This window comes from Streptomyces pinistramenti (assembly GCF_020564935.1).
Lineage (GTDB): Bacteria > Actinomycetota > Actinomycetes > Streptomycetales > Streptomycetaceae > Streptomyces > Streptomyces pinistramenti.
This window is the reverse complement of sequence record NZ_JAJCXB010000029.1, coordinates 1-19,429: the sequence shown is the minus strand read 5'-3', so window position 1 is coordinate 19,429 and position 19,429 is coordinate 1. Positions and strand designations below refer to the sequence as shown.

Sequence of the window (19,429 nt, the reverse complement as noted above, 5' to 3'; positions counted from 1 at the left end):
GAGGTCTTCAATGAGCGCGGCCCAGAGCGCCGGGATCCGGCGCACGACCAACGCCCGGCGGCTCTACCGCGAACTCATCGACGCCCTGCTCGCCGAGGGGGACCGGCAGGCCGCGAGGGCGTGCGCGGAACTCGCCGTCGCCCAGGGCGTCTGGCGCCATCCCGACCAGCGCCCGGAACACCACGTGCCGTCATTGGAACCGCGCCCGGTGTTCGACCCGGCGCAGTTCTGGTTCACGAGGTACCTGACCGAGAGTTACCCGAGGATCCGTGCCGAACTCGACGCCGTCACCACCCCGTCCTCGGGCGGCTTCCTGCCGGTCGAGGAGCCGCTGCTGGACCGGGGCCGCTGGGAGCAGGTGACGTTCTACGAGGCGGGACACCGCTTCGCCGACGTCTGCGAGCGGTTCCCGGTCACCGCGAGCGTCATCGAGGGCATCCCGGAGGCCACCAGCGGAGGCCCGGGTGTGGTCACCCTGTCGTGGCTGTACCCGGGTACGCACATCCGCCCGCACTGCGGCGGATCCAACGCACGGCAACGGGTGCACCTCGGCCTGGTGGTCCCCGAGGGCCCCCGGATCCGGATCGGCGACCGGACGCTGCGCTGGAAGGAGGGCGAGTGCCTGGTCTTCGACGACTCCTTCGAGCACGAGGTCTGGCACGAGGGCACAGAGCCCCGGGTCGTGCTGCTGCTCGACGTCTCCCACCACGAACTCGACCCCAGCGTCCGCGACTGGATCCTGTCCGCCCGCTCCGAGTTCGACGAACGGATCAGTTCCTCCATGAGCGAACGCGGAATCCAGCGGGCCGAACTCACCGACGGCGCGCTCCGGCTCACCGCCGATCCCGGCGTCACCAGCCTGGTCACCCGGTATCTGCGGGAGATCAACGCCTCGGCCATCGAGCTGCGGGACGGAAAGGCCAGGTACGAGTACCGGTGAGTGCCTCGACGCCGTCCGTCCGGCCGTCCGTCCGGTCGCAGTTGCCGCTGCTGTGGAGGTTCGGCCGCGGCATGGGTGCGGCGATGGCCGGGCTGCTGGTGCTCGACCTGCTCTCCTACGGCGCCGTGCTGGCCCAGCCGCGCGTGGTCAAGTGGCTGCTCGACTCGGTCTCCGCCGGTACCGGCTTCGGGCCCGGTCTGGTGGCACTCGGCGCGGTGGCCGTGCTGTCCGGGGTACTGCTGTTCACCAGCAACTACTGGCTCGGCCGGTTCGGGCAGCGGATCGTGCTCGGGGCGCGCTCCGGCATGGTCGGCTCGCTGCTGCGGGCCAAGGTCGCAACGGTGCAGCGGGAGCCGGTCGGCGACGTGCTCTCCCGGGTCGGCAGCGACACCACACTCCTGGAGCGCGCGGTGGCGGAGGCACTTGTCAGGGGGACCGCCGCCCCCCTCGTGCTGGTGGCGACCGTCCTGCTGATGGCCTTGACCGACGTCACGATGGTGCTGGTGCTTCTGGGGATCGTCGTCCTGGGAGCCGGAGCCGAATGGCTGGCCCTGCGCCGCCTGTTCGAGGCGACCGAGGCGACACAGTCCAGCCTCGGCGAGATGCTCACCGGGCTGCAGCGCGTACTCGTCGCCTTCCGGACGGTCAAGGCGTTCGGCACCGAGGCGCAGGAAGCCCGCGGTGTCATCGGCCGGGCCGAGGGCGCCTACCAGCAGGGCGTGCGAGCGGCCCGCTGGTCCGCGGTCGTCAGCGCGTGCGGCGGAGTCACCATGGACGCGATGTTCCTGACAGCGCTGGGCATGGGCGCCGCGAAGATCGCCGCGGGCACGATGCCCTTCAGCGACCTCGTCGCCTTCCTGCTGTACGTCATGTATCTGCGGGCCCCGGTCGGGGCGATGACCCAGGCGGCGAGCGCGATCTCGGAGGGGCTCGCAGCGCTGGGCCGGGTGCAGCGGATCCTGGCCATCCCGGCCGAACCCGATGACGAGGACGCCGAAGCGGCCCAGGCCCCGGCCGTCCCACCGCCGCCTGCCGGAATCGTGTTGGCCGAAGTATCGGCCGGCTACGGCGGCACCGCGATCCTCAGCGGCGTCTCGCTGCACGTACCGCGCGGACTCACCGTCCTCACCGGACCGTCCGGGATCGGCAAGACCACACTGCTCAACCTCGTGGAACGGTTCCTGGACGCCGAGCGGGGACGCGTGTTCCTCGACGGAGAGGACATCCGGTCACTCCGGCGGGATGAACTGCGCCGCCGGCTGGCCTATGTCGAGCAGGATGCCCCGCTGCTCGGCGAGACGATCCGCGAGACGGTGTGCTACGGCACCGGGTGCACCGACGACCGCGAAGTGCTCGACACCCTGCGGGCCGTCGGACTCTCCGAGTGGCTGGCCGGTCTCCCGCGCGGCCTGGACACCACGGTCGACGAGCGCGCCGTCTCGGTCTCCGGTGGACAGCGGCAGCGGCTCGCCGTGGCACGGGCCCTGCTCCGCCACGCCGATGTGCTCCTGCTGGACGAGGTGACCTCACAACTGGACGCCGACAGCGAGGAAGTCCTGCTGCGCACGATCCTCGACCAGTCCAGGGCGCGCGTCGTGCTGGCGGTCACCCACCGCATCTCCGTGGCCCGCCAGGCCGACCTGGTGGTCGTACTCGACGAGGGACGCGTCCGGGGAGCCGGGCGGCACACGGAACTGATGCGGTCGGACCCGCTGTACCGCCGACTGGCCACCACCGAGGTGACGCGATGAACAACGGACGGCTGCGTCGGCTGCTGACGGGGCGTTCAGGCGCCGGCCGGGGCGGCAGCGCGTCGGCACGGCGGAGCATTCCGGTGGTCGCCAGGCACGGGCCGCTCGACCTGTCCCCGAACCAGCTCCATGAATGGCTGCACGACCAGGAGTTCGGCGGTGTCCCGCTCCACGATCCGCTGCTCCTGCGGCTGCGCGGCCCACTGCGGGTTCCCGCGCTGCGCACCGCGCTCCACGCGCTGGTGGCCCGCCACGAACTGCTGCGGACCAGATTCCCCGTACTCGACGGTGGGCCCCGGCAGGTCATCGAGCCGGTGGACCGCATCCGGGTGCCGTTCGCCGACTTCAGCGCGCTGCCCACCGATGCCGGCCGCCGCCGCGAACTCGCCGCGCTGCACCGCGCCGCGCTCAGCGGATACGCGCTCGACCGGTGCCCGCCCGGCCGTTTCGCCCTGGCCAGATTCGGGCCCACCGACCACGTACTGGTGATGTCGGTGCCCCATATCGTGGCGGACCTCTGGTCGGTCTCGGTGCTCAGCCAGGACCTGAGCGCCCTCTACCGAGCGGCAGTGGCCGGACGCCCGGCGGAGCCACGCGCGCAGGAGCACGACTTCGCGGACTACGTCGCCTGGCAGGCCGCACAGTGGACACCGGAGACCCGGGCCGAGGAGCTGCTGCGCTGGCAGCGCGGGCTCCACGGGATCACCGCGCTGCCGCTGCCCGCCGACCACCCGAGGAGTGCGGGCACACCGGCACGCTGCTGGACGCACACGGAGAGCCTCGATCCCACCGTGAGCCAGCGGCTGCGGGTGTGGAGCAGGAGCGAGAACGTCACCCTCTTCGTGACGTTGCTGGCAGCCTTCCACTGCCTGCTGGCCCGCACCTGTGGTGTCGAGAGGATGGTCACCTCGTCCTCGTCGGCGAACCGCGAGAGCGACCTCACGGCCGGACTGGTGGGCCCCGTGCCGGACTATCTGGTGACAGACAACGATCTCGCCGGCGACCCAGGCTTCCGTGAGGTGCTGCACCGGACCGGCGACGCCGTGCTCGGCGCCCACGGCAGGAAGACCCTGCCGCACGACGAGTTGGTGCAGGGGCTCGACCCGGGGCGGGAACTGCGGCCACACCCGCTCCACCAGATCTACTTCAACCTGCTGAGCACCCCGCGCGCGCAGGCCCGGCTGTCGCCGCAGCTCTCGGTGACGGTGGCCTCGGCGGACGACGGACCCCGCGAGCCGTTCCTGATCCCGGAGAACGCGGATCTCACCGTCGACTGTTTCGACTACGGCACCGGCCCGATCGTGTTCCAACTCCGGTGTACGGCCGAGCTGTACACGGCCGCCGCCGCGCCCCGGTGGCTTCGCTGGTACCGGTCGGTGCTGCGACAGATCCTGGAGGAGCCGGATACCCGGCTGTCCCGGATCCGTCCGCTGGCGGCGGGGGAGGAGATCACCCTGGCTCCCGCCCCGCGGCCGCGCTCCCGGTGCCCGTCGGACTGGATCGAGAAGAACGCCGCGCGGATCGACGGCCGACTGCTCGGCATCTGGGCGAAGGCCGTCGGACCGGGACACCGCTCGGGTGAGTTCTTCCAGAACGGCAGGACCGAAGTGGATGCCGCGATGATGCTGAGACGGATCGAAAGGGACCATGGCGTCCGGGTCGCGCTGGGGGACTTCCTGCGCGCACCGACCATCAGCACTCTGCTGACCGCGTGGACCGCGGGCACGTCACAGACAAGGGAGCACACATGACAGCCGGGAGCCGACGCGACATCGCGCTCTGGACCGCGAGCAGAACCGGTGACAGCGCGAAGATCCATGACCTGGCGCCGACCGCAGAGGAACTGGCGGCCAAGGACGAGACAGGATGGAGAGCGCTGGACCGGGCCGCGGGCCACGGGGACGTGGCAACGGTGACCGCCCTGCTGGAGGCGGGAGCGGACCCGCTGGCCACCGGCGAGGACGAGCGGTCGCCGTACGGGATCGCCCTGGCGGCAGGGCACCGGGACGCGGCCCGGATCCTGCGGGAGCACGCACAGCGGGCGGGCGGTGAGAGCAGGGCCGCCTCCTGGATGCCCTACTGCCGGGCCTATCCGCTGAACGCGCTGAGGGCCTACCGCGACTGGCCCGCCGAGGCCGCGACGGATCCCGACGGCGAGCCACTGCCCGACAGCACACTGGTCTACCTGCACCACGACTTCACCGTCACCTCGGCGATCTGGCCCGGCGAAGACGTCGTGTTCGACGCGCGCACGGCGGAGTGGGAGCGCTTTTGCCGACAGGAGCTGGGTTTCGCGGTGCCCGACGACCTCGACCTCGTTCCGGAAGCCACCACCGGGGGCCGGCATGGCTGAGTCGACGCTGCGCGCGGTGGTGACCTGGGCCGAACCGACCGAGGGTCCGGCGGGCGTCGGTCTGCAGGACACGTCGGGCGGCCTGGCCGAGGGCGTCAGCGCTCCGGACGGATCGGTGCGCTACGAGGTGGACCTGACGTTGCGTGAGCGGAAGGTGTCGGGTGTTCAACGGGTCGATTTCGGCGGCCCGTTCGTCCACGGGCCCGCCGGAGAACGCTTCCTCTACCTCAGCTTCAGGGGATCGGGCGAGGAGCCGTGGTACCGGCGCTCGAAGATCATCCTGCCTGCGGTGGACGAGGTGGCAGGAAAGAAGGAGATCCACGCCACGGTGGCCGACGCCGGCCGGAGCCGGGCCGTTCTCGACGGGGATGGCTGGTCCGCGACGTAGAAACCACCTCACCCACTGGGGAGGGGAGAGAGCGAGCATGATCGAGAACGAGATTGCGGGCACCTCCGGCACCGTCGGGACGCGCGCGTACCTGACGCAGATGATCCGGCGCTACTACGCCAGTCTGATCGACGCCTGGCACTACGCCGGTGAAACGGCGAAGGCGATGGAGTGCGCCAACGCCGCGGTCCAGCAGGGAGTCTGGGACCAGCCCCTGCAACGGGCCCGGGAGCACATTCCCGGACTGCGCGCACAGCCGCTGCACGATCCGGGGGAGTTCTGGTTCGTCGGCTACCTGGAGGAGAACTATCCGCGGATCAGGGCGGAAGTGGAGAAGGTGCTGGACAGCCCGCTCGATCCGGTGGTGCCCACCACCGACGACGCCGGGCTGATCCGCAAGGGCTCCTGGAAACAGGGACATCTGTACCGGGACGGCCGCTGGCAGAGCCCTGTCCGTGTGCGGTTCCCGGTCACGGCGAGCATCGTGGAGAAGATCCCCGACGTCACCGAACTCAGCCCTGGAGTGATCACGATGTCCAGGGTCGCCCCCGGCACGCACATCATGCCGCACTGCGGCCCGACGAACGCGCTGCTGCGGATCCACCTGCCGATCATCGTGCCGACCGGAGTGAGCATCCGCGTGGCGGACCGGGAGATGCAGTGGCAGGAGGGCAGATGTCTGGTCTTTGACGACTCCTTCGAACACGAGGTGTGGCACCGGGGCACCGAGGACAGGGTGGTGCTCATCCTCGACGTGCTGCACCCGGACCTGGAGGGCGACCACCGGCAGCGCGTGCTCGGGCGGCGGCGGAACTTCGAGGAGCAGATCATCGCATTCATGAGGGAACGCGGCGTGGAAAGGGTGGACATCCGCGACGGAGAGATCGTCCTCACTCCGGACGCCGGGGTCCGGGAACTGGTCGCGACCTACATGTCGGACACGGGGCTCACAGGCGTACGCCTCGACGGCGACCAGGTGCGCTGGGAACGCGCGGACACCACGCACGGACCACGCCGATGATCAACCTGTTCGAACCGGCCGTGGGCGAGGAAGAACTGGCCGGTGTCCGCGCGGTGTTCGCCAGCGGCTGGCTGGGCAAGGGCCCAAGGACCAGCACCTTCGAGGCGGCGTTCGCCGCGCACCTCGGTGTGCCGGACGACCGGCTCGTCTCGCTCAACTCCTGTACCGAGGGGCTGTTCCTGGCGATGGAGCTGCTGGACGTCGGGCCCGGTGACGAGGTCGTCCTGCCCTCGGTGAGTTTCGTCGGCGCGGCGAACGCCGTGGCGGCGCGGGGCGCCACACCCGTGTTCTGCGATGTCGATCCGGCCACGCTCAACCCGGGCGTGGACCACATCGCGCCCCGGCTCACCGCGGCCACCCGGGCTGTCCTGGTGCTCCACTACGGCGGCTACCCGGGCGACATGGAGAACATCGCCGCACTGTGCCGCGACCGCGGGATCCCACTGGTCGAGGACGCCGCCTGCGCCGTGGCCTCGCGGGCGGCCGGGACCGCCTGCGGCACCTTCGGCGACATCGGGCTGTGGAGCTTCGACCCGATGAAGATCCTGGTGACGGGCGACGGCGGCATGCTCTACGCCAGAGATCCGGCGGTGGCCCACCGGGCCGCCGAACGGGCCTACCTCGGCATGCGACAGGTCAGCGGGTACGCGCAGGCGGCCACCCGCGCACGCTGGTGGGACTTCCAGGTCGGACCGTTCGGCCGCCGGTCGATCACCAACGACATCGCGTCGGCGATCGGGGCGGTGCAGCTGGAGCGGCTGCCGTCATTCATCCGGCGGCGCCAGGAGATCACCCACTGGTACAACAGCAGACTCGCGGGCGTTGCGGGACTGCGCTGCCCGCCTCCGCCGCCTCCAGGACACGAGTCCTCGTACTACTTCTACTGGGTGCGGATGGACCGGCGCATCCGTGACGAGGTCGCCACGCGGCTGTACCGGCGCGGGGTCTATACGAGCTTTCGCTACGCGCCGCTGCACCTGGTCAGCGCCTACGGTCCGCAGCCGCCACTGCCCGGCGCCGAGCGCGCGTCGGAGGAGACCCTGTGCATCCCGCTGCACCAGGGCCTCGACGACGAACAGCTCGACACGGTGGCGACCGAACTCTGTTCCGCCGTCGCCGAACTGAGCGGGCCGGCGGGGATCGGGACGCCGTAACACCCAGAGGACCCAGAGGACCCAGAGGACCCAGAGGACCCAGAGGACAAGGAGACGCTGTGGTGAGCGTGAAACGGAAACTCGCGAATCTGGTACTCGGCAACGGGCAGGGGGTGCCCTGCCTGCGGGTGGGTGAGCTGGACCGGGCCGTGCGCTTCTACCGTGATCAGTTGGGGTTCGCGCAGGTCAGTCTCCTCGGCGGTGCCCAACCGCATGCGGCGCTGTGCACCGCCGCCCGTCGCGGTGGCGCTGTGCTGTTGTCACAGACCGAGGAGGGATCCGGCGAACCGGTTCGCCGTCGGCCGGACCAGTCGTACTGGGACGCTGTCTTCTTCGTCGACGACATCGACCGTGTGGCCGGCCAACTACGGGCGCGCGGCGTCCGTATCGATGTCGGCATCGGCATCTCCGCGGTGTCCAGCCGGATGCTGGAGATCTGCGACGACTGGGGCAACAGGGTCGCCTTCGCCGAGGCCGGCGAAGGATGGCGTCCGGCATTACGCCGGCTCACCGAACAGGTGGTTCCCCCACGGGTACGCACCGTCGTACGCGACGTCCGGTTCGCACGGGAGGAACGAGCGGAGTACGCCAGGTTCGAGCGGTTCTACGGCAACCTGCCGAGCCGACTGAATCCCGTGTACATGTTCTTCACCAGCGGCCTGCTCCATTGGGTGCTCGCCTCGGAAAAGCACATTCCGGCGGAGGTGAACCTGGTGCTGTTCGGTTCGGGACTGACCGACGAGGAGCAACGGTGGCTGAGCGAGAACCTCGACCGCCCGGTCTACAACTCCGCACTGGAAATCGACGACAATACGGCGTGGGAGTTCCTGTTCGAGGCCAACAGGACGAACTTCGGATATATCGACATCGACTGTTTCGTCCTGGAGCCGAAGGTCTTCTCAGACCTCTCCTCGTTCGACGACGGTGTAGCGGTCAACGCCGTATGGACCTACCGGGCGGCGCCCGGAGTGCCGATCGGCTGCACACACCTGATGTTCCTCAACGCCGCGGTCATCGCGGAACTACGGACCAGGGGGAGGTATCTGTCCCCGACGAACTACGACTGGCGTGGCAGCAAGGTGCCCCTGCTGCACCACCGGACCTACTGCCGGATCCCCACCGCCTCCCAGCGTCGGCTGCTGCTGGAGGTTCTGCCCGCAGACGAGGCCGGACTTCCGGTGCCGCCGGCGGAAGCGCCGTTCTTCGACACGCTGGTGGGATACCAGATCGCCGCCGCGGCCACGGGGTACCGGACGCACGCGGTGCGGCCGCTGGCGCACCGGACGCAGACCCTGTTCGCCGAGGCCCGTAGCGCGGGAAAGCAGGTATGGCAGCAGGACTGGTCCGACGAGCTGGTCCATATCGGCGGAATCAGCTACTATGGCCGGTATTTTCACGCCACGGAATTCCGCAAGCTCTATCTGGCCGCTGAGTATTCCGTGTTGTGCGACTCGGTGGACAAACTGCCGGTCAGCTACCAGGAGCGGAAGACGACCATCGAGCGGCAGCAACGGATGATCGGCCTGGATCCCGCCACGGCACGAGAATTCATTCATCGGCATCTGGCGTCCGGGCGAGGGCTCGGCCCGAACGCCGTCGAACGGGTCATTGGCACAGCGAAGCGCGTCGTCTGACCCTTGGCCCGAGGGGCTCGACGACGCAGGCACGAAAGGACCACATCGGTGAAACTGGCCACTGCCCGCCTCAGCCTGGTTCCCTTGGATCCCGACGCGGACGCCGAAGCACTGCACACGGCGTACGGCGATCCGGAGGTCATGGCCTGGTGGACCCGACCGGAGACCGCCTCGGCGGCGGAGACACGGCTCCTGCTGGCCGAGGACAACGCGCAGAGCGGCGCCATGCTGTGGACCATCCGCGCCGAGAACGACACGGTCGTCGGGTTGGTCGGCCTGCTGGGGGCGGTGGAGATTCCCGGCCTCACCTGGATCCTGGCCAAGCGCGCGTGGGGGCGGGGTTACGCCACCGAAGCAGCGGCGGCCGTCATCGAGCACGCCTTCGTGCACGTCGGACTCGACCGGGTCGAGGCGTGGGTCCAGGCGAGCAACACGCGGTCGCTCGCCGTATGCCGACGGCTCGACATGACTTGCCGGGGCATGCTGGCCCAGCGGTACACCCACCAGGCACACCCCCACGAGGTGGTCGTGCTCGGCCGGACGAACACGCGGAAGAGGCAGGAGCCGTCCCCCGTACTGCACGTGGAGCCCGTGCTCCCGGTGGCCGACGTACCGGCCACCCTCGAACTGCTGCAGCCGATTCTGTCCGCCAGAGTGGGATTCGCCGTGGGCGAGCCCATCGAGGTCGCCGGGCTGGTGCTCGGACCGTGGAGCGTGGGGCCCAGCCTCCGGCTCGTCACCGCGTCGCAGTCACAGAGCGGGCCGGTGACTCTCGCTCTCGACGTCGGTACCGAATTCGACAGCCTCTACCAGCGAGCCATCGAGGCGGAGAGCGGCCAGGTCGAACCGCCCGTCGAACAACCCTGGGGCGTCCGCGAGTTCGTGTTCCAGTTGCCGGACGGCCACCGGCTCGAATTCAGCGCGCCGGCGTGACCGCACGGCTGCCGTCGTTCTGACGGAACGTCGGGTCCTGCGCTGCCGGATCGAGGTCGCAGGCCGCTTCACCGGTGAGCGGCCTCGATAGCGTTGCGGCCCGCGGACTGCTCGGTCATGTCGTGGTGCCGGCGCCTGTCGGCTCCCACCAGGAGCCCACGTCCCGCAGGCGACGGCCTCGGCGAGCCCGGACGCGAAGTCGCCACGGGCGGTAGCCGAGCTCACTTCGAGCAGCAGCCCTGTCAGTTCGAGGTTGCTCAGCTCGGTGCCGCCGCCGATCTCGTAGATCCCGCCGCCGACGCCCACCAGGTCCACGACACGGCAGCGGTCCTCCACGTGCAGCCGTCGCGGATGTTGCCGCCGTCGCCGTAGAGCGGTACCTCGCGGCCGTCGAGCAGGCGCGAGACGAACGTGGAATGACCTTCTCGGGGAACTGCCGCGGCCCGTATGCGTCGCAGCAGCGGGTGACCCGGACGTCCAGGCCGTAGGCGCGGTGGCAGCAGAGGACCATGACCCGGTCGACGAGCTCAGCGTCGCAGATGTCACCCCGGACGAAGCTCAGCCGGGAGTGGGCGAGGTCGAGGTCGTCGAGCACGGCGACGCGGCAGACCTCGACCGCCGTCTCAAGGGGGTTGGGCGCGAGCAGCATGTGGACGTACGTGGAACCGATGAAGCCGCCGGCGCCGGTGACCAGGAGATGCATCATTCCTCCAGGAAGGTGGCGGGTGCCGGGTCCAGGCGGTGTGCGCGAGCCCTCTCCATGACGTACTGGCCGTAGGGCGAATCGCTCATCTCGGCACCGAGCTCGTAGCAGGCATCCGCGCTGATGAAGCCCATGCGCATGGCGATCTCCTCGACACAGCCGAGACGCGAGCCCTGGCGGTGCTGTACGTCTCGGACGAACCGGCCCGCGTCGAGAAGGGATTCGTGCGTTCCGGTGTCCAGCCAGGTGACGTCCTGGCCGAGCCGGATCAAGTCGGCACGCCCCTCCGCCAGATACGCGCGCAGAACGTCGGTGATCTCCAACTCGCCGCGCGCCGAGGGCCGCAGGCCCCGCGCGATGCCCGTCACGGTGTCGTCGAAGAAGTACAGGCCCGGGATCGCGAGGTTGGAGCGCGGGTGCTCCGGCTTCTCCTCGATGGAGAGGAGATTGCCCTTCGCGCCGATCTCAGCGACGCCGAAGCGCTGGGGCTCGGCGACGTGCTGGCCGAAGAGGACACAGCCGCGCAGCTCTCGCGCAGCTCTGCGCAGTATGGAGGGCAGCTTGGCGCCGTGGAAGAGGTTGTCGCCCAGGACCAGGGCGCAGTCCTCGCCCGTTATGCGGTCGGCGCCGACACGGAAGGCGTCGGCGATGCCCCGTGGCTCCTCCTGGGCCGCGTAGTCGATATGCATGCCGAGCCTGCTGCCGCATCCGAACAACCTGCGGAACAGCTCGATCTCTGCGGGGCGGGTGATGATGAGGACATCGTCGATGCCCGCGAGCATGAGCACGGACAGCGGGTAATAGACCATGGGCTTGTCGTAGACCGGGGCGAGCTGTTTGGAACCCACCAGGGTGAGGGGCTGCAGCCGTGTCCCGTTCCCGCCCGCCAGGACTACGCCCTTCACCGGATTGAGACCGTACGACAGGGGCATGCGGCCATTCGGCGCGCCGCCCGGAACATTGGGTGGGTCACGTCTCCTCCAGAAGCCCCTCTGATGAGTCAAGCCGTAGACGAGAGTGGTGTGGTGACCGATGACTGGATATGTCGGCAGAGCTTGCGTGCCGTGTGCCTTTTGAGGCACTGGACGGCTTCGTGCTCGGACATGCCCTCGGCTGTGCGTCGTTGCAGGTAGGTCTGGGTGCGTTCGTCCCAGCGTATGCGGGTCACGGCGATGCGGTAGAGGGTGGTGTCGGCCTGGTACTTGCTGCCGCGGTTCGGGCGCCGGTCGGGTTTACCCGAGGACTGCCCGGCCGGGCTGACGCCGTACAAAGCGGCGAAGGACGTCTCGTCGACCGGTCTGCGCCGGAGTGCGCTGATGCGGGGCCGCGCCGATGGCGGTCGGTCGCCTCCGCCTTGATGAAATCCTGCGGCATCCGCTCCAGGGCGGCACGGGCCGTCTCCATGCTGTCCGACGCGGGCAGTGCCTCCAGCAGCTCGAATGGGTCAGACTGGACAGAGCCGTTGAGGACGACTTCCTCGGGAACTTTGCCCCGCCCCTTCGACGGTCCTTCGGTGGCTCACCCCATGCCGCTGGCCCTGCGGAGTTTTCCACCACTCCGGAGGGCGCCATCCCCGTGTCCACCGATGAAGCCGTTCACGCAGTTGCCGAACCATCGTGAGAGGAGGCGCGGATGCGCCCGCTCGGTGTGCAAGGTGCCTGGCTGTCGGAGACCCGTACGTTCGCCGACGAGCGAGGCGAGTTCCAGGAGTTGTACAGCGGCCGGTCGCTGAGCTGCGTGCTCGGCTACGAACCGGGGGTCGCCCAGGTCAACCGGTCCGTCTCGCGGCGCGGGGCGCTGCGAGGGGTGCACTTCGCCCAGGTCCCGCCCAGTCAGGCCAAGCACGTCACCTGTCTCAGCGGAGCCGTGCTGGATGTGGTGGTGGACATCAGGACCGGCTCGCCCACGTACCGCTCCTGGGAGGCCGTCCTGCTCGATGACCCGCACCGCAGCCTGTACGTCGAGGCGGGGCTCGGTCACTCCTTCATGGCCCTCACCGGCGAAGCGGTCGTCGTCTACCTCACCTCGCAGGGCTACGACTCCGGGAGGGAGCACGGCGTGCACCCGCTCGACCCGGACCTCGGGATCGCTTGGCCCGAGGAGATCGCCCCGATTCTCTCGGAGAAGGACCAACGGGCCCCGGGCATCGCGGAGATGGAACGGCGCGGCCTGCTGCCGACCTACGACGGCTGCGTCGCCTTCCACCGTTCCCTGCGTGACGGGAAAACGGCCTGAACACGCCACAAAACGGCTCACCGTGGACTCTTGCCGGTGGTCTTCGCGCGTGCAGGTCCGTTGCCGGTTCGGGCCCCGCCTCCCGTCAGCGGGGCTGGTCCGGCACGCTGCGCCGGGGGAGCGGTCTGCCCGACTGGGCCGGTCCGCCGTGGAGGGGTGAGCGCCGCGAAGAGTGCCGAGCGGGATCCGTCGCTGTCGTGGCTTTGCTGAGCTAGCACTGCAACGGTGTTTGTCGTGGCGGTTGGACAGGTCGGTCGTTGGTGTGGTTGTGGGTGGGGATCTCGCTGAAGTGGAGTCGTGGGCAGGTGAGTTGAGTGCTGTGCACGAGCGTTTCGTGCACCGGTTCAACCGGTCGGAGCCGCGGGAGCCGGCTCTTTCCTGTATGCGGGGTCTGATGGCTCCGCTGGAGCGGAAGAACGGTGGACGCCGGCCGAGCAGGCCGGCCGGATCGCATCCATCGGTTGCTGAACCGGATCGAGTGGGACGCTGATCCCGTCCTGGACGACGTGCCTGATCGAGGAATGTTTCCAGACCGCCAAGCAGGAATGCGGCCTGGATGATTACCAGGTTCACCGCTACCCCGGCCGGCGCCGCCACACCACCTTGGCCATGGCCGCCCACGCCTGCCTGACCGCTCTACGCGCCCGCGCATGGGCCACCGGCTATACAGGGAAAGCAGGGGTGGAGTCGTTTGCGCATCCGGTCGGCGCCGCGAGAAGCAGCACGCCGGCGGCGGCAGCACGGGGAGCGGGCTGCGGACGCGCCGCGACCGATACGGGAGAGGATTCACGTCGCGAGCCATACCCCAGCCGCACCGTCGCCATGAGCGACCTCACCCACAACCACCGCTGTTCGCAAAGCAGTTGGAACCGTCCTGCTCCCCGCACCCGGGCCCCGTCGTACTCAAGTCGCTCGCCGCCTTCCGCCCTCGAAGGAGCGGGGTCCGGGTCAGACGAAGAAGGCGTTCATGCCGTCGACGTCGGAGAGATAGGTCTCGATGGAGGCGATCTTGCCGTCGCGCAGGGTGCACACCGTGGACAGGTACTCGTCGAGGACGGCATCGTCGCGACGGGCGGTGTTGTGCAGGGACAGTGCCATGTTCTCCCTGCTGACGAGGATGTTCAGAAGCTCGAAGCGGAGTCCGTAGCCCGCGATCTTCCGGGCTCGCTCCACGACGGCGTCCGCCCCCTCGGCTGCACCGGAGATGGTGTTGTCTCCCGGCAGGACCCATACCGCCTCGTCGTGCAGCAGGGATCGGATACCGTCCCAGTCCGCCGTGGCGAGCGCGGTGTGGAACGCCTTGCCGATGCCGTACCGCTCAGCGTGATCACTCATGGAGCCAGCCCTTCGGTTCGTTTGTTCGTGTGTACGCGAACATTACTCTAGATCATCGAAAGGTCGTGTGAACGTACGCGTATCATCGAACTGTGGCCGCCTTGAGGAACCCCCCAGCACAGGACATCCGCATCACCGACGTGCTCGAAGCGCTGTCCCACCCGCTGCGCCTCCTGGTGGTGCAACGGCTGGCGGCCCACGAGCGGGAAGGGCAGGAGACCTCGTGCGGCGAGGTGCTGCCCGAGATCTCGAAATCCACCGCCAGCCACCACTGGCGCGTGCTGCGCGAAAGCGGCGTCGTCCATCAGCACCGTGACGGCCGCCGACTGCTGCTGTACCTGCGCCGAGCAGACCTCGACGCCCGCTTCCCCGGCGTACTCGACGGCATCCTCGCCGCAGCGGCCGACGACCCGGCCGTCATCCAGATCGTCGGCAACTAGGTGTTGCCGGCCCTGACGTTGCTGGTAGCCGCCGGTCGAGTCGCCTTGGCTACGGGGGCGTTCGGCCAGGAATGTGTTCAGGCGGCCGGCGGACCCGGCACGCCCCTTGCTGCCCCGAAGCCGTCGCCCCGCAGGGGAGGGCGCCTACCGGTCATTGGATCTCCAGGAGTGGGGTTCGTCGCCGGCCCACTGCACCCACGCCGGATCGTCGAGCAGTGCCTGGTCGTCGTCTTCCAGGCCCGCGCGGCGAACGAATTCGAGGGCGTCCCGATCCGAGCAGGCGACGCCGAGGACCTGGACACGGCCGGCGACGTGTGCGGTGACGCGGCGCCCCCGGTGGCGCGAGACGGTGCACGGTGATGGGCACGGCCATGCCCCCAGCGTCCGCCGGGCCCGGCCGGACTGCACCTCAGACCACACGGCAGAAGCGGTGGCATTTCGCCGGCCTCTGCCTATGGGCGGGCGAGGACGTTGTCGATGCGGGAGTGTCGGCGACCCAGTCGGAGGCGGCAGGGGCTCTGAAGCTGAGGGCATGAGCGCAGTGCATCCCGGCGGCGCCGGGCTACCGCCGCTGCCACGCACGCAGAATGCCGTGGCCCAGGCGCTGCCGCCGGCGGACCGGATGGAGTTCTACCGGGAGTTGGGCGAGGTGGGCGAGACCGAGCTGCTGGGCGTACTGCGCCGCTGGTGGCTGCAGGCCCGCCTGTACGCCGACCCGCTGCCCGGGGAGACCCGCGCGGCCGTCGAAGCCGGACGCGCACCGGGCCGCCCGGCCACGGCACTGCTCCACGAGGGCCTCACCGCCCGAGGCGAGGAACCAGGGAAGGTCAGGTCTTCGCGGGTTCTGCTACCGCTGCCCCGGGTCCGGGCTGACGCTGAAGGAGGCCGGTGCGCTCGATCGCGGTGTCGGCCCTTCCTGCCAGCCCTCCACGGGGGACTTGAGCGCGTCGATCATCCACCAGCTGAACAGGCCGACCGCAACCAGCGTGATCCCCACCAGCACAGTGCACGACAGCACTACCCTTTTGCGTTTTTCCACACCATTTCCTGATCCGGGATCCACGGCGCCGACTGTCTAACCGACCTGCCGTGTCGCGCTGCGCCCCTTGACGTCGAAGTCCTTGGCCATGCCGACCATGTTGAGCCGTGCCAGGTCCGCCTGCTCAAAGTTCAGCGGCCCCTTGTCGAGGTCGCGCCGGTGTTCACTGGGGACTCCCCAGTCATACCGCTTGCGTACCTCGACCTGATAGCTGATGTGGTCGCCCTGCTTGTGGCCGACGGTCCGGTACTCGAAGTGGTTCAGCGCGTAGTACCAGTTCAGGCTCTTGTCGCCCTCGGAGATGTTGGGGCTGCTGCTCTGCCACGAGCTCTGGAACGTTCCGTCCGGCAGCTTCTTCACGCCGGTCAGGGTGGTGTCCACGTCCCTACGGAAGGCCGGCATGTCGTCGAGCATGCGGTTCGCGTCGACGTCAACAGGTTCGCCGTTCCCCTCAAGGTAGTGCCCCAGCAGGGTGGCGGCATCGTCCCACCCTTTTGTGTTCAGGTAGCCGCGGACGAGGCCGAGCTGGGCCTCATTCCAGCCGTCGCCCATACCCGCGTCGTCGCGGTCGACGCGGCCTCTGTTCTCGGTGCGGAAAGTGTCCTCCGTACCGAAGATGACCTTCAGCCCACGCTCCAGGCTCCCATCGATCTCGGTCGCCGCGCGCAGCACGTCCTTGAGCTTGTCTTCGATCTGTTTGGCCTGGGCGGTCCGTTCCTGATCTGCCCGCTGTTCCTCTGGAGAGAGCGGACCTGGTGCGCGCATCACGGCCCAGGTAACGGCTCCGTCCGGGCTGACGCTGAAGCCGTGGCCGATGGCCTCTTGATGCAGCTCGACCGCCCGGCGCTGGTGGTCGCTGAGGCTTCCGAAGCCGTCGCCGGTTCCGTCCACGACATCATCGAGGAACGTCTGGACGGCCTCGGCCTCCTTGGCGACGGCTTCGATATCGAGGCGGATCCCGTCACACGTGCGGGATGCTTCCGTCGCGTCATCGCCGCTCCAGTGCTGCCCGGATTTCAGTGGCTTGGTGACAGAGCCCTCGTAGCCCTCGTCGGCCTGCCGCAGGCGTGAGGCAATCCATTGCCAGTCGGACGCCGCTTCGCGGAACTTCCCGAGATCCAGGCTCGTCAGCGCGGTCATGTCGACCATTTCTCCGCCTATCCGAAGAGGTTGTGCCAGGTCTCGGTGATGAGGTTCTCGTTGCCGTCGTGGTCGCTGGCGTTGAACCGGATGTTCTCGGCGGCTTCGGACAGCTCGTCGCGGACCACTTTGTTGAGGGTCTCCCACCGGGACGACATCTCGTCCACGCTGCCGGTGAAACTCCATCCTGGCGCCGCGCTCTTGAGCGTGCTGACCGCGCCGTCCGCGCTGCCGAGGAGTGTGCGTACGGCGCCCGCTGTGGCGTCGATGTCGTCGGCGCATTGGCGCATCCAGCGTGTGTCAGCTTCCATTCCCACCCCGTGCAGTGCAGTCGGCCGTCTCTTGAGCGACGGTACTCAGGCGGCTGCTCGTCGGCCCGGGCGTTGCGTCAGATCCAGCCACATCGCGGCCGTCTTGTCGCTCTGGTCCGGTCGGCCCGTACCCGGTGATCGTGTCGACGATCTGCTCGTCCGGGCCGGGGCACCGATTCGTTGCGGTGTCCACCCGCCGGCCGCGCCCGACGCACCGGTAAACGTTCTGAGAGTGCGTTGCCCGGTGGCAAGTCGGCCCCGTTGACCCGGAAGGCGAAGTGCACGAACACGACGAGGGCACCGGCCGCGCGGGCACGGGGCAGCAGTTCGGTGAGCGGAGGCACGACCACCTGGCGAACGGGTAGCTACGCGTGCTGCCCTGCTGGATGCCGCCGATGATCAGTGCGGTGGTCACGACAGGCTCCCCGTCCGGTCTTGCTGTCCAGCGCCCTGTGGTCAGCAAGACAGCCATTCCGGCGGCCATGGTGACAGCGATGGCCAACGTGCGTAGGTGAAGCTACCGGCCGCGGTCGCGATGGCCCCGGTGAGGTAGGGGCCGGACGAGAAGGCCAGCCATGAGAGAGCCTGTGCTGGGGGCCCGTTCATCGAGTGACCCGGACCGGGTACCCCCTTGCAGGGCTTGCCAGTACCAAAGTGAGGGCCCGGCCCGCGGTCGGGGCGTACGTTGGCGGTAGCCGAGGGAGGATCACCACGTGGGTGATATCTCTGCAGCGACGTGGACCACATCCATCGACGGCCAGCCCGTTCACGTGCCCGCGACGATGGACGGCATCCCCGCCACCCTGGACCCCTCGGACGTTGATACGTACGCCCCGGAGGTCCGCCAGACGCGGCCCAGGACCCTGTACCGCGTCCTCGCCCGCTGGGCCATGTCGGCCCAAGCCGCCGACGAGGACGACGCGATCGTCGCCCGCTTCAAGGCCGGGGACTTCTCCGGCTCGGGGGCGGCGTGAGCCGCTACCGCAGAAGCCGGGCCATGACGTCATGCTGAAGCGAAAGGCCGCCGACGTGGAAGACGGACCGGCCCGGGATGCGGCTGCGCTATCACCTGGACCGGCGCCTGCCCAGCGCTACCCCCAGGAATCCCGCCCGGCGCTACAGCCGTCCTGAGACCGTGCGCCTGTAGATCGCCGCCAGGTGCCATGGTCCAACGCATGGCCGACTGCCCCCGGACACCCACTGGTCCAGGGGGACAACTGCGACATCCCCGGGGCCCGGCTCTTGTAGTCGCACCGTCCAACGACGACGCGACACTGGCTCCGCGCGAGGACCGCTCCGCAACTCCGCAGGTGCATGACATCGTCGCGAAGAACTCCGCAAGCACCGGATCCCGCCCGTCGTCTCCTGCAACGGGGCCCCGAACACCAGGGGCAGGGGAAGGCTCCGCAACGTCGTCGAGCAGCCCCTTGCTCCCGCTCCACCACTTCAAGCGCCTCACTGTCCGCTGGGAACGCCGCGCCGAACTCCACGACGCCCTCGTCTCCCTGGCCCACAGCCTCATCTGCTGGCGACGCCTCAGGAAGGCCCACTTGTGACCCTGTTACGAGCCTTGAACGGCTCGTGTAGTGTTCTCCGAGTTGCCACGGAGCCAACCGGCCCCACGGCAGCCATCCGCCGCTTCGCGGCACACCACTACTGCATGACTCCTCACCGGGAACAATTTCGGCATGCCGAAATTCGGACCGCGGCTCGATTATGAGTCACCGAGGAATTCCGCTAAAGTAGTGACCACGCCGAAAGGCGCAGCGAGACCTCCTCCGACGGGGAATCGGAAATGAATTCGGACCGGAAACGGCGAGAATCGGATCTGATAGAGTCGGAAAGGCCGGAAAGCGAAAGCTGGAAGGCCAACCCCGCTCCAACGGGGGGCCGGAGACGGAAACGGATCTGGTAGAGTTGGAAAAGCGAAAAGGCCGAGAGGCCGGATCGCACCGGCGAAAATCGGGACCGCGAGGATCTGATAGAGTCGGAAACGCAAGACCGAAGGGAAGCGCCCGGAGAGCCTGGTGAAACAGGCGCAAAGGAAGCGTC

The 19,429-nt window shown here is 68.9% G+C and carries 20 protein-coding genes and 3 pseudogenes; 15 read left to right on the top strand and 8 right to left on the bottom strand.

The window, feature by feature from the left end; translation table 11 throughout:
* Positions 1-10 precede the first annotated feature (10 nt).
* From LIU39_RS20315 to LIU39_RS20275, 9 genes are all read left to right on the top strand, one after another.
* Positions 11-940 carry an aspartyl/asparaginyl beta-hydroxylase domain-containing protein gene (locus LIU39_RS20315; RefSeq protein WP_227048217.1) on the top strand — a complete coding sequence of 310 codons (930 nt, stop codon included), beginning with the start codon at positions 11-13 and terminating at the stop codon, positions 938-940.
* A complete protein-coding gene (locus LIU39_RS20310; protein ID WP_227048215.1) occupies positions 937-2,691 on the top strand; it encodes an ABC transporter ATP-binding protein in 1,755 nt (584 codons plus the stop codon). The genes LIU39_RS20315 and LIU39_RS20310 overlap by 4 nt, the downstream gene beginning before the upstream one ends.
* Positions 2,688-4,442 (top strand): condensation domain-containing protein, encoded by a 1,755-nt coding sequence (locus LIU39_RS20305; RefSeq protein WP_227048214.1) that lies wholly within the window; start codon positions 2,688-2,690, stop codon positions 4,440-4,442. The genes LIU39_RS20310 and LIU39_RS20305 overlap by 4 nt, the downstream gene beginning before the upstream one ends.
* Positions 4,439-5,044 carry an ankyrin repeat domain-containing protein gene (locus LIU39_RS20300; protein WP_227048212.1) on the top strand — a complete coding sequence of 202 codons (606 nt, stop codon included), beginning with the start codon at positions 4,439-4,441 and terminating at the stop codon, positions 5,042-5,044. Before LIU39_RS20305 ends, LIU39_RS20300 begins: the two co-directional genes overlap by 4 nt.
* A complete protein-coding gene (locus LIU39_RS20295) occupies positions 5,037-5,432 on the top strand; it encodes a DUF5990 family protein (RefSeq protein WP_227048211.1) in 396 nt (131 codons plus the stop codon). Before LIU39_RS20300 ends, LIU39_RS20295 begins: the two co-directional genes overlap by 8 nt.
* A gap of 37 nt (positions 5,433-5,469) precedes the next feature.
* On the top strand, positions 5,470-6,453 hold the full coding sequence (locus tag LIU39_RS20290; RefSeq protein WP_227048209.1) for an aspartyl/asparaginyl beta-hydroxylase domain-containing protein: 984 nt from the start codon (positions 5,470-5,472) through the stop codon (positions 6,451-6,453).
* Positions 6,450-7,607 (top strand): DegT/DnrJ/EryC1/StrS family aminotransferase, encoded by a 1,158-nt coding sequence (locus LIU39_RS20285; protein ID WP_227048207.1) that lies wholly within the window; start codon positions 6,450-6,452, stop codon positions 7,605-7,607. Before LIU39_RS20290 ends, LIU39_RS20285 begins: the two co-directional genes overlap by 4 nt.
* A 62-nt stretch (positions 7,608-7,669) precedes the next feature.
* Complete coding sequence (locus tag LIU39_RS20280) at positions 7,670-9,241, top strand: VOC family protein (RefSeq protein ID WP_227048205.1); 1,572 nt, start codon at positions 7,670-7,672, stop codon at positions 9,239-9,241.
* Between the two features lie 48 nt (positions 9,242-9,289).
* Positions 9,290-10,174, top strand: coding sequence for a GNAT family N-acetyltransferase (locus LIU39_RS20275; protein ID WP_227048204.1), 885 nt, complete (start codon positions 9,290-9,292; stop codon positions 10,172-10,174).
* 115 nt (positions 10,175-10,289) lie between these two features.
* On the opposite strand, the pseudogene LIU39_RS20270 reads toward LIU39_RS20275, so the two are convergent.
* The 3 genes and pseudogenes from LIU39_RS20270 to LIU39_RS20260 all read right to left on the bottom strand — a co-directional run bounded on the left by LIU39_RS20270 (position 10,290) and on the right by LIU39_RS20260 (position 12,195).
* Positions 10,290-10,877 (bottom strand): annotated as a pseudogene (locus LIU39_RS20270) (NAD-dependent epimerase/dehydratase family protein).
* A complete protein-coding gene (gene rfbA, locus LIU39_RS20265; RefSeq protein WP_227048203.1) occupies positions 10,877-11,782 on the bottom strand; it encodes a glucose-1-phosphate thymidylyltransferase RfbA in 906 nt (301 codons plus the stop codon). The pseudogene LIU39_RS20270 and the gene rfbA overlap by 1 nt, the downstream one beginning before the upstream one ends.
* Positions 11,783-11,877: 95 nt before the next feature.
* Positions 11,878-12,195, bottom strand: coding sequence for a transposase (locus LIU39_RS20260; protein WP_227048254.1), 318 nt, complete (start codon positions 12,193-12,195; stop codon positions 11,878-11,880).
* A 314-nt stretch (positions 12,196-12,509) separates the two neighbouring features.
* Here LIU39_RS20260 and LIU39_RS20255 point away from each other — a divergent pair, with 314 nt between their 5' ends.
* From LIU39_RS20255 to LIU39_RS35760, 3 genes and pseudogenes are all read left to right on the top strand, one after another.
* A complete protein-coding gene (locus LIU39_RS20255) occupies positions 12,510-13,112 on the top strand; it encodes a dTDP-4-dehydrorhamnose 3,5-epimerase family protein (RefSeq protein ID WP_227048202.1) in 603 nt (200 codons plus the stop codon).
* Between the two features lie 268 nt (positions 13,113-13,380).
* Positions 13,381-13,627 (top strand): annotated as a pseudogene (locus tag LIU39_RS20250) (IS701 family transposase); the annotation flags it as partial.
* Positions 13,626-13,775: pseudogene (locus LIU39_RS35760) on the top strand (IS701 family transposase); the annotation flags it as partial. The pseudogenes LIU39_RS20250 and LIU39_RS35760, both read left to right, overlap by 2 nt.
* A 285-nt stretch (positions 13,776-14,060) precedes the next feature.
* On the opposite strand, the gene LIU39_RS20240 reads toward LIU39_RS35760, so the two are convergent.
* Positions 14,061-14,447 (bottom strand): nuclear transport factor 2 family protein, encoded by a 387-nt coding sequence (locus tag LIU39_RS20240; RefSeq protein ID WP_227048200.1) that lies wholly within the window; start codon positions 14,445-14,447, stop codon positions 14,061-14,063.
* Between the two features lie 92 nt (positions 14,448-14,539).
* On the opposite strand from LIU39_RS20240, the gene LIU39_RS20235 reads away from it, so the two are divergent.
* Positions 14,540-14,887, top strand: coding sequence for an ArsR/SmtB family transcription factor (locus tag LIU39_RS20235; protein WP_227048199.1), 348 nt, complete (start codon positions 14,540-14,542; stop codon positions 14,885-14,887).
* A gap of 168 nt (positions 14,888-15,055) precedes the next feature.
* Entirely contained in the window at positions 15,056-15,247 is a 192-nt protein-coding gene (locus tag LIU39_RS35630; protein ID WP_372463980.1) for a hypothetical protein, read from the top strand.
* Between the two features lie 202 nt (positions 15,248-15,449).
* Here the strand turns inward: LIU39_RS35630 and LIU39_RS20225 are convergent, their stop codons facing one another.
* The 4 genes from LIU39_RS20225 to LIU39_RS20210 form a co-directional block, all read right to left on the bottom strand.
* Positions 15,450-15,677, bottom strand: a complete 228-nt coding sequence (locus LIU39_RS20225) for a hypothetical protein (protein WP_227048198.1) — start codon at positions 15,675-15,677, stop codon at positions 15,450-15,452.
* 57 nt (positions 15,678-15,734) lie between these two features.
* Complete coding sequence (locus tag LIU39_RS20220) at positions 15,735-15,884, bottom strand: hypothetical protein (RefSeq protein WP_227048195.1); 150 nt, start codon at positions 15,882-15,884, stop codon at positions 15,735-15,737.
* 78 nt (positions 15,885-15,962) lie between these two features.
* Positions 15,963-17,075: a hypothetical protein gene (locus tag LIU39_RS20215; RefSeq protein ID WP_227048193.1), complete on the bottom strand. Its 1,113-nt coding sequence runs from the start codon at positions 17,073-17,075 to the stop codon at positions 15,963-15,965.
* 8 nt (positions 17,076-17,083) lie between these two features.
* Positions 17,084-17,377, bottom strand: a complete 294-nt coding sequence (locus LIU39_RS20210) for a hypothetical protein (RefSeq protein ID WP_227048191.1) — start codon at positions 17,375-17,377, stop codon at positions 17,084-17,086.
* A 713-nt stretch (positions 17,378-18,090) separates the two neighbouring features.
* On the opposite strand from LIU39_RS20210, the gene LIU39_RS20205 reads away from it, so the two are divergent.
* Complete coding sequence (locus tag LIU39_RS20205; RefSeq protein WP_227048190.1) at positions 18,091-18,351, top strand: hypothetical protein; 261 nt, start codon at positions 18,091-18,093, stop codon at positions 18,349-18,351.
* The last annotated feature ends 1,078 nt before the right edge of the window (positions 18,352-19,429 follow it).

Bases quoted from the DNA above. Each gene is read 5' to 3' on its own strand.
- LIU39_RS20315 (WP_227048217.1), top strand. From the start codon at position 11: ATGAGCGCGGCCCAGAGCGCCGGGATCCGGCGCACGACCAACGCCCGG.
- LIU39_RS20305 (WP_227048214.1), top strand. From the start codon at position 2,688: ATGAACAACGGACGGCTGCGTCGGCTGCTGACGGGGCGTTCAGGCGCC.
- LIU39_RS20300 (WP_227048212.1), top strand. From the start codon at position 4,439: ATGACAGCCGGGAGCCGACGCGACATCGCGCTCTGGACCGCGAGCAGA.
- LIU39_RS20295 (WP_227048211.1), top strand. From the start codon at position 5,037: ATGGCTGAGTCGACGCTGCGCGCGGTGGTGACCTGGGCCGAACCGACC.
- LIU39_RS20290 (WP_227048209.1), top strand. From the start codon at position 5,470: ATGATCGAGAACGAGATTGCGGGCACCTCCGGCACCGTCGGGACGCGC.
- LIU39_RS20285 (WP_227048207.1), top strand. From the start codon at position 6,450: ATGATCAACCTGTTCGAACCGGCCGTGGGCGAGGAAGAACTGGCCGGT.
- LIU39_RS20255 (WP_227048202.1), top strand. From the start codon at position 12,510: ATGCGCCCGCTCGGTGTGCAAGGTGCCTGGCTGTCGGAGACCCGTACG.
- LIU39_RS20240 (WP_227048200.1), bottom strand. From the start codon at position 14,447: ATGAGTGATCACGCTGAGCGGTACGGCATCGGCAAGGCGTTCCACACC.
- LIU39_RS20215 (WP_227048193.1), bottom strand. From the start codon at position 17,075: ATGGTCGACATGACCGCGCTGACGAGCCTGGATCTCGGGAAGTTCCGC.
- LIU39_RS20210 (WP_227048191.1), bottom strand. From the start codon at position 17,377: ATGGAAGCTGACACACGCTGGATGCGCCAATGCGCCGACGACATCGAC.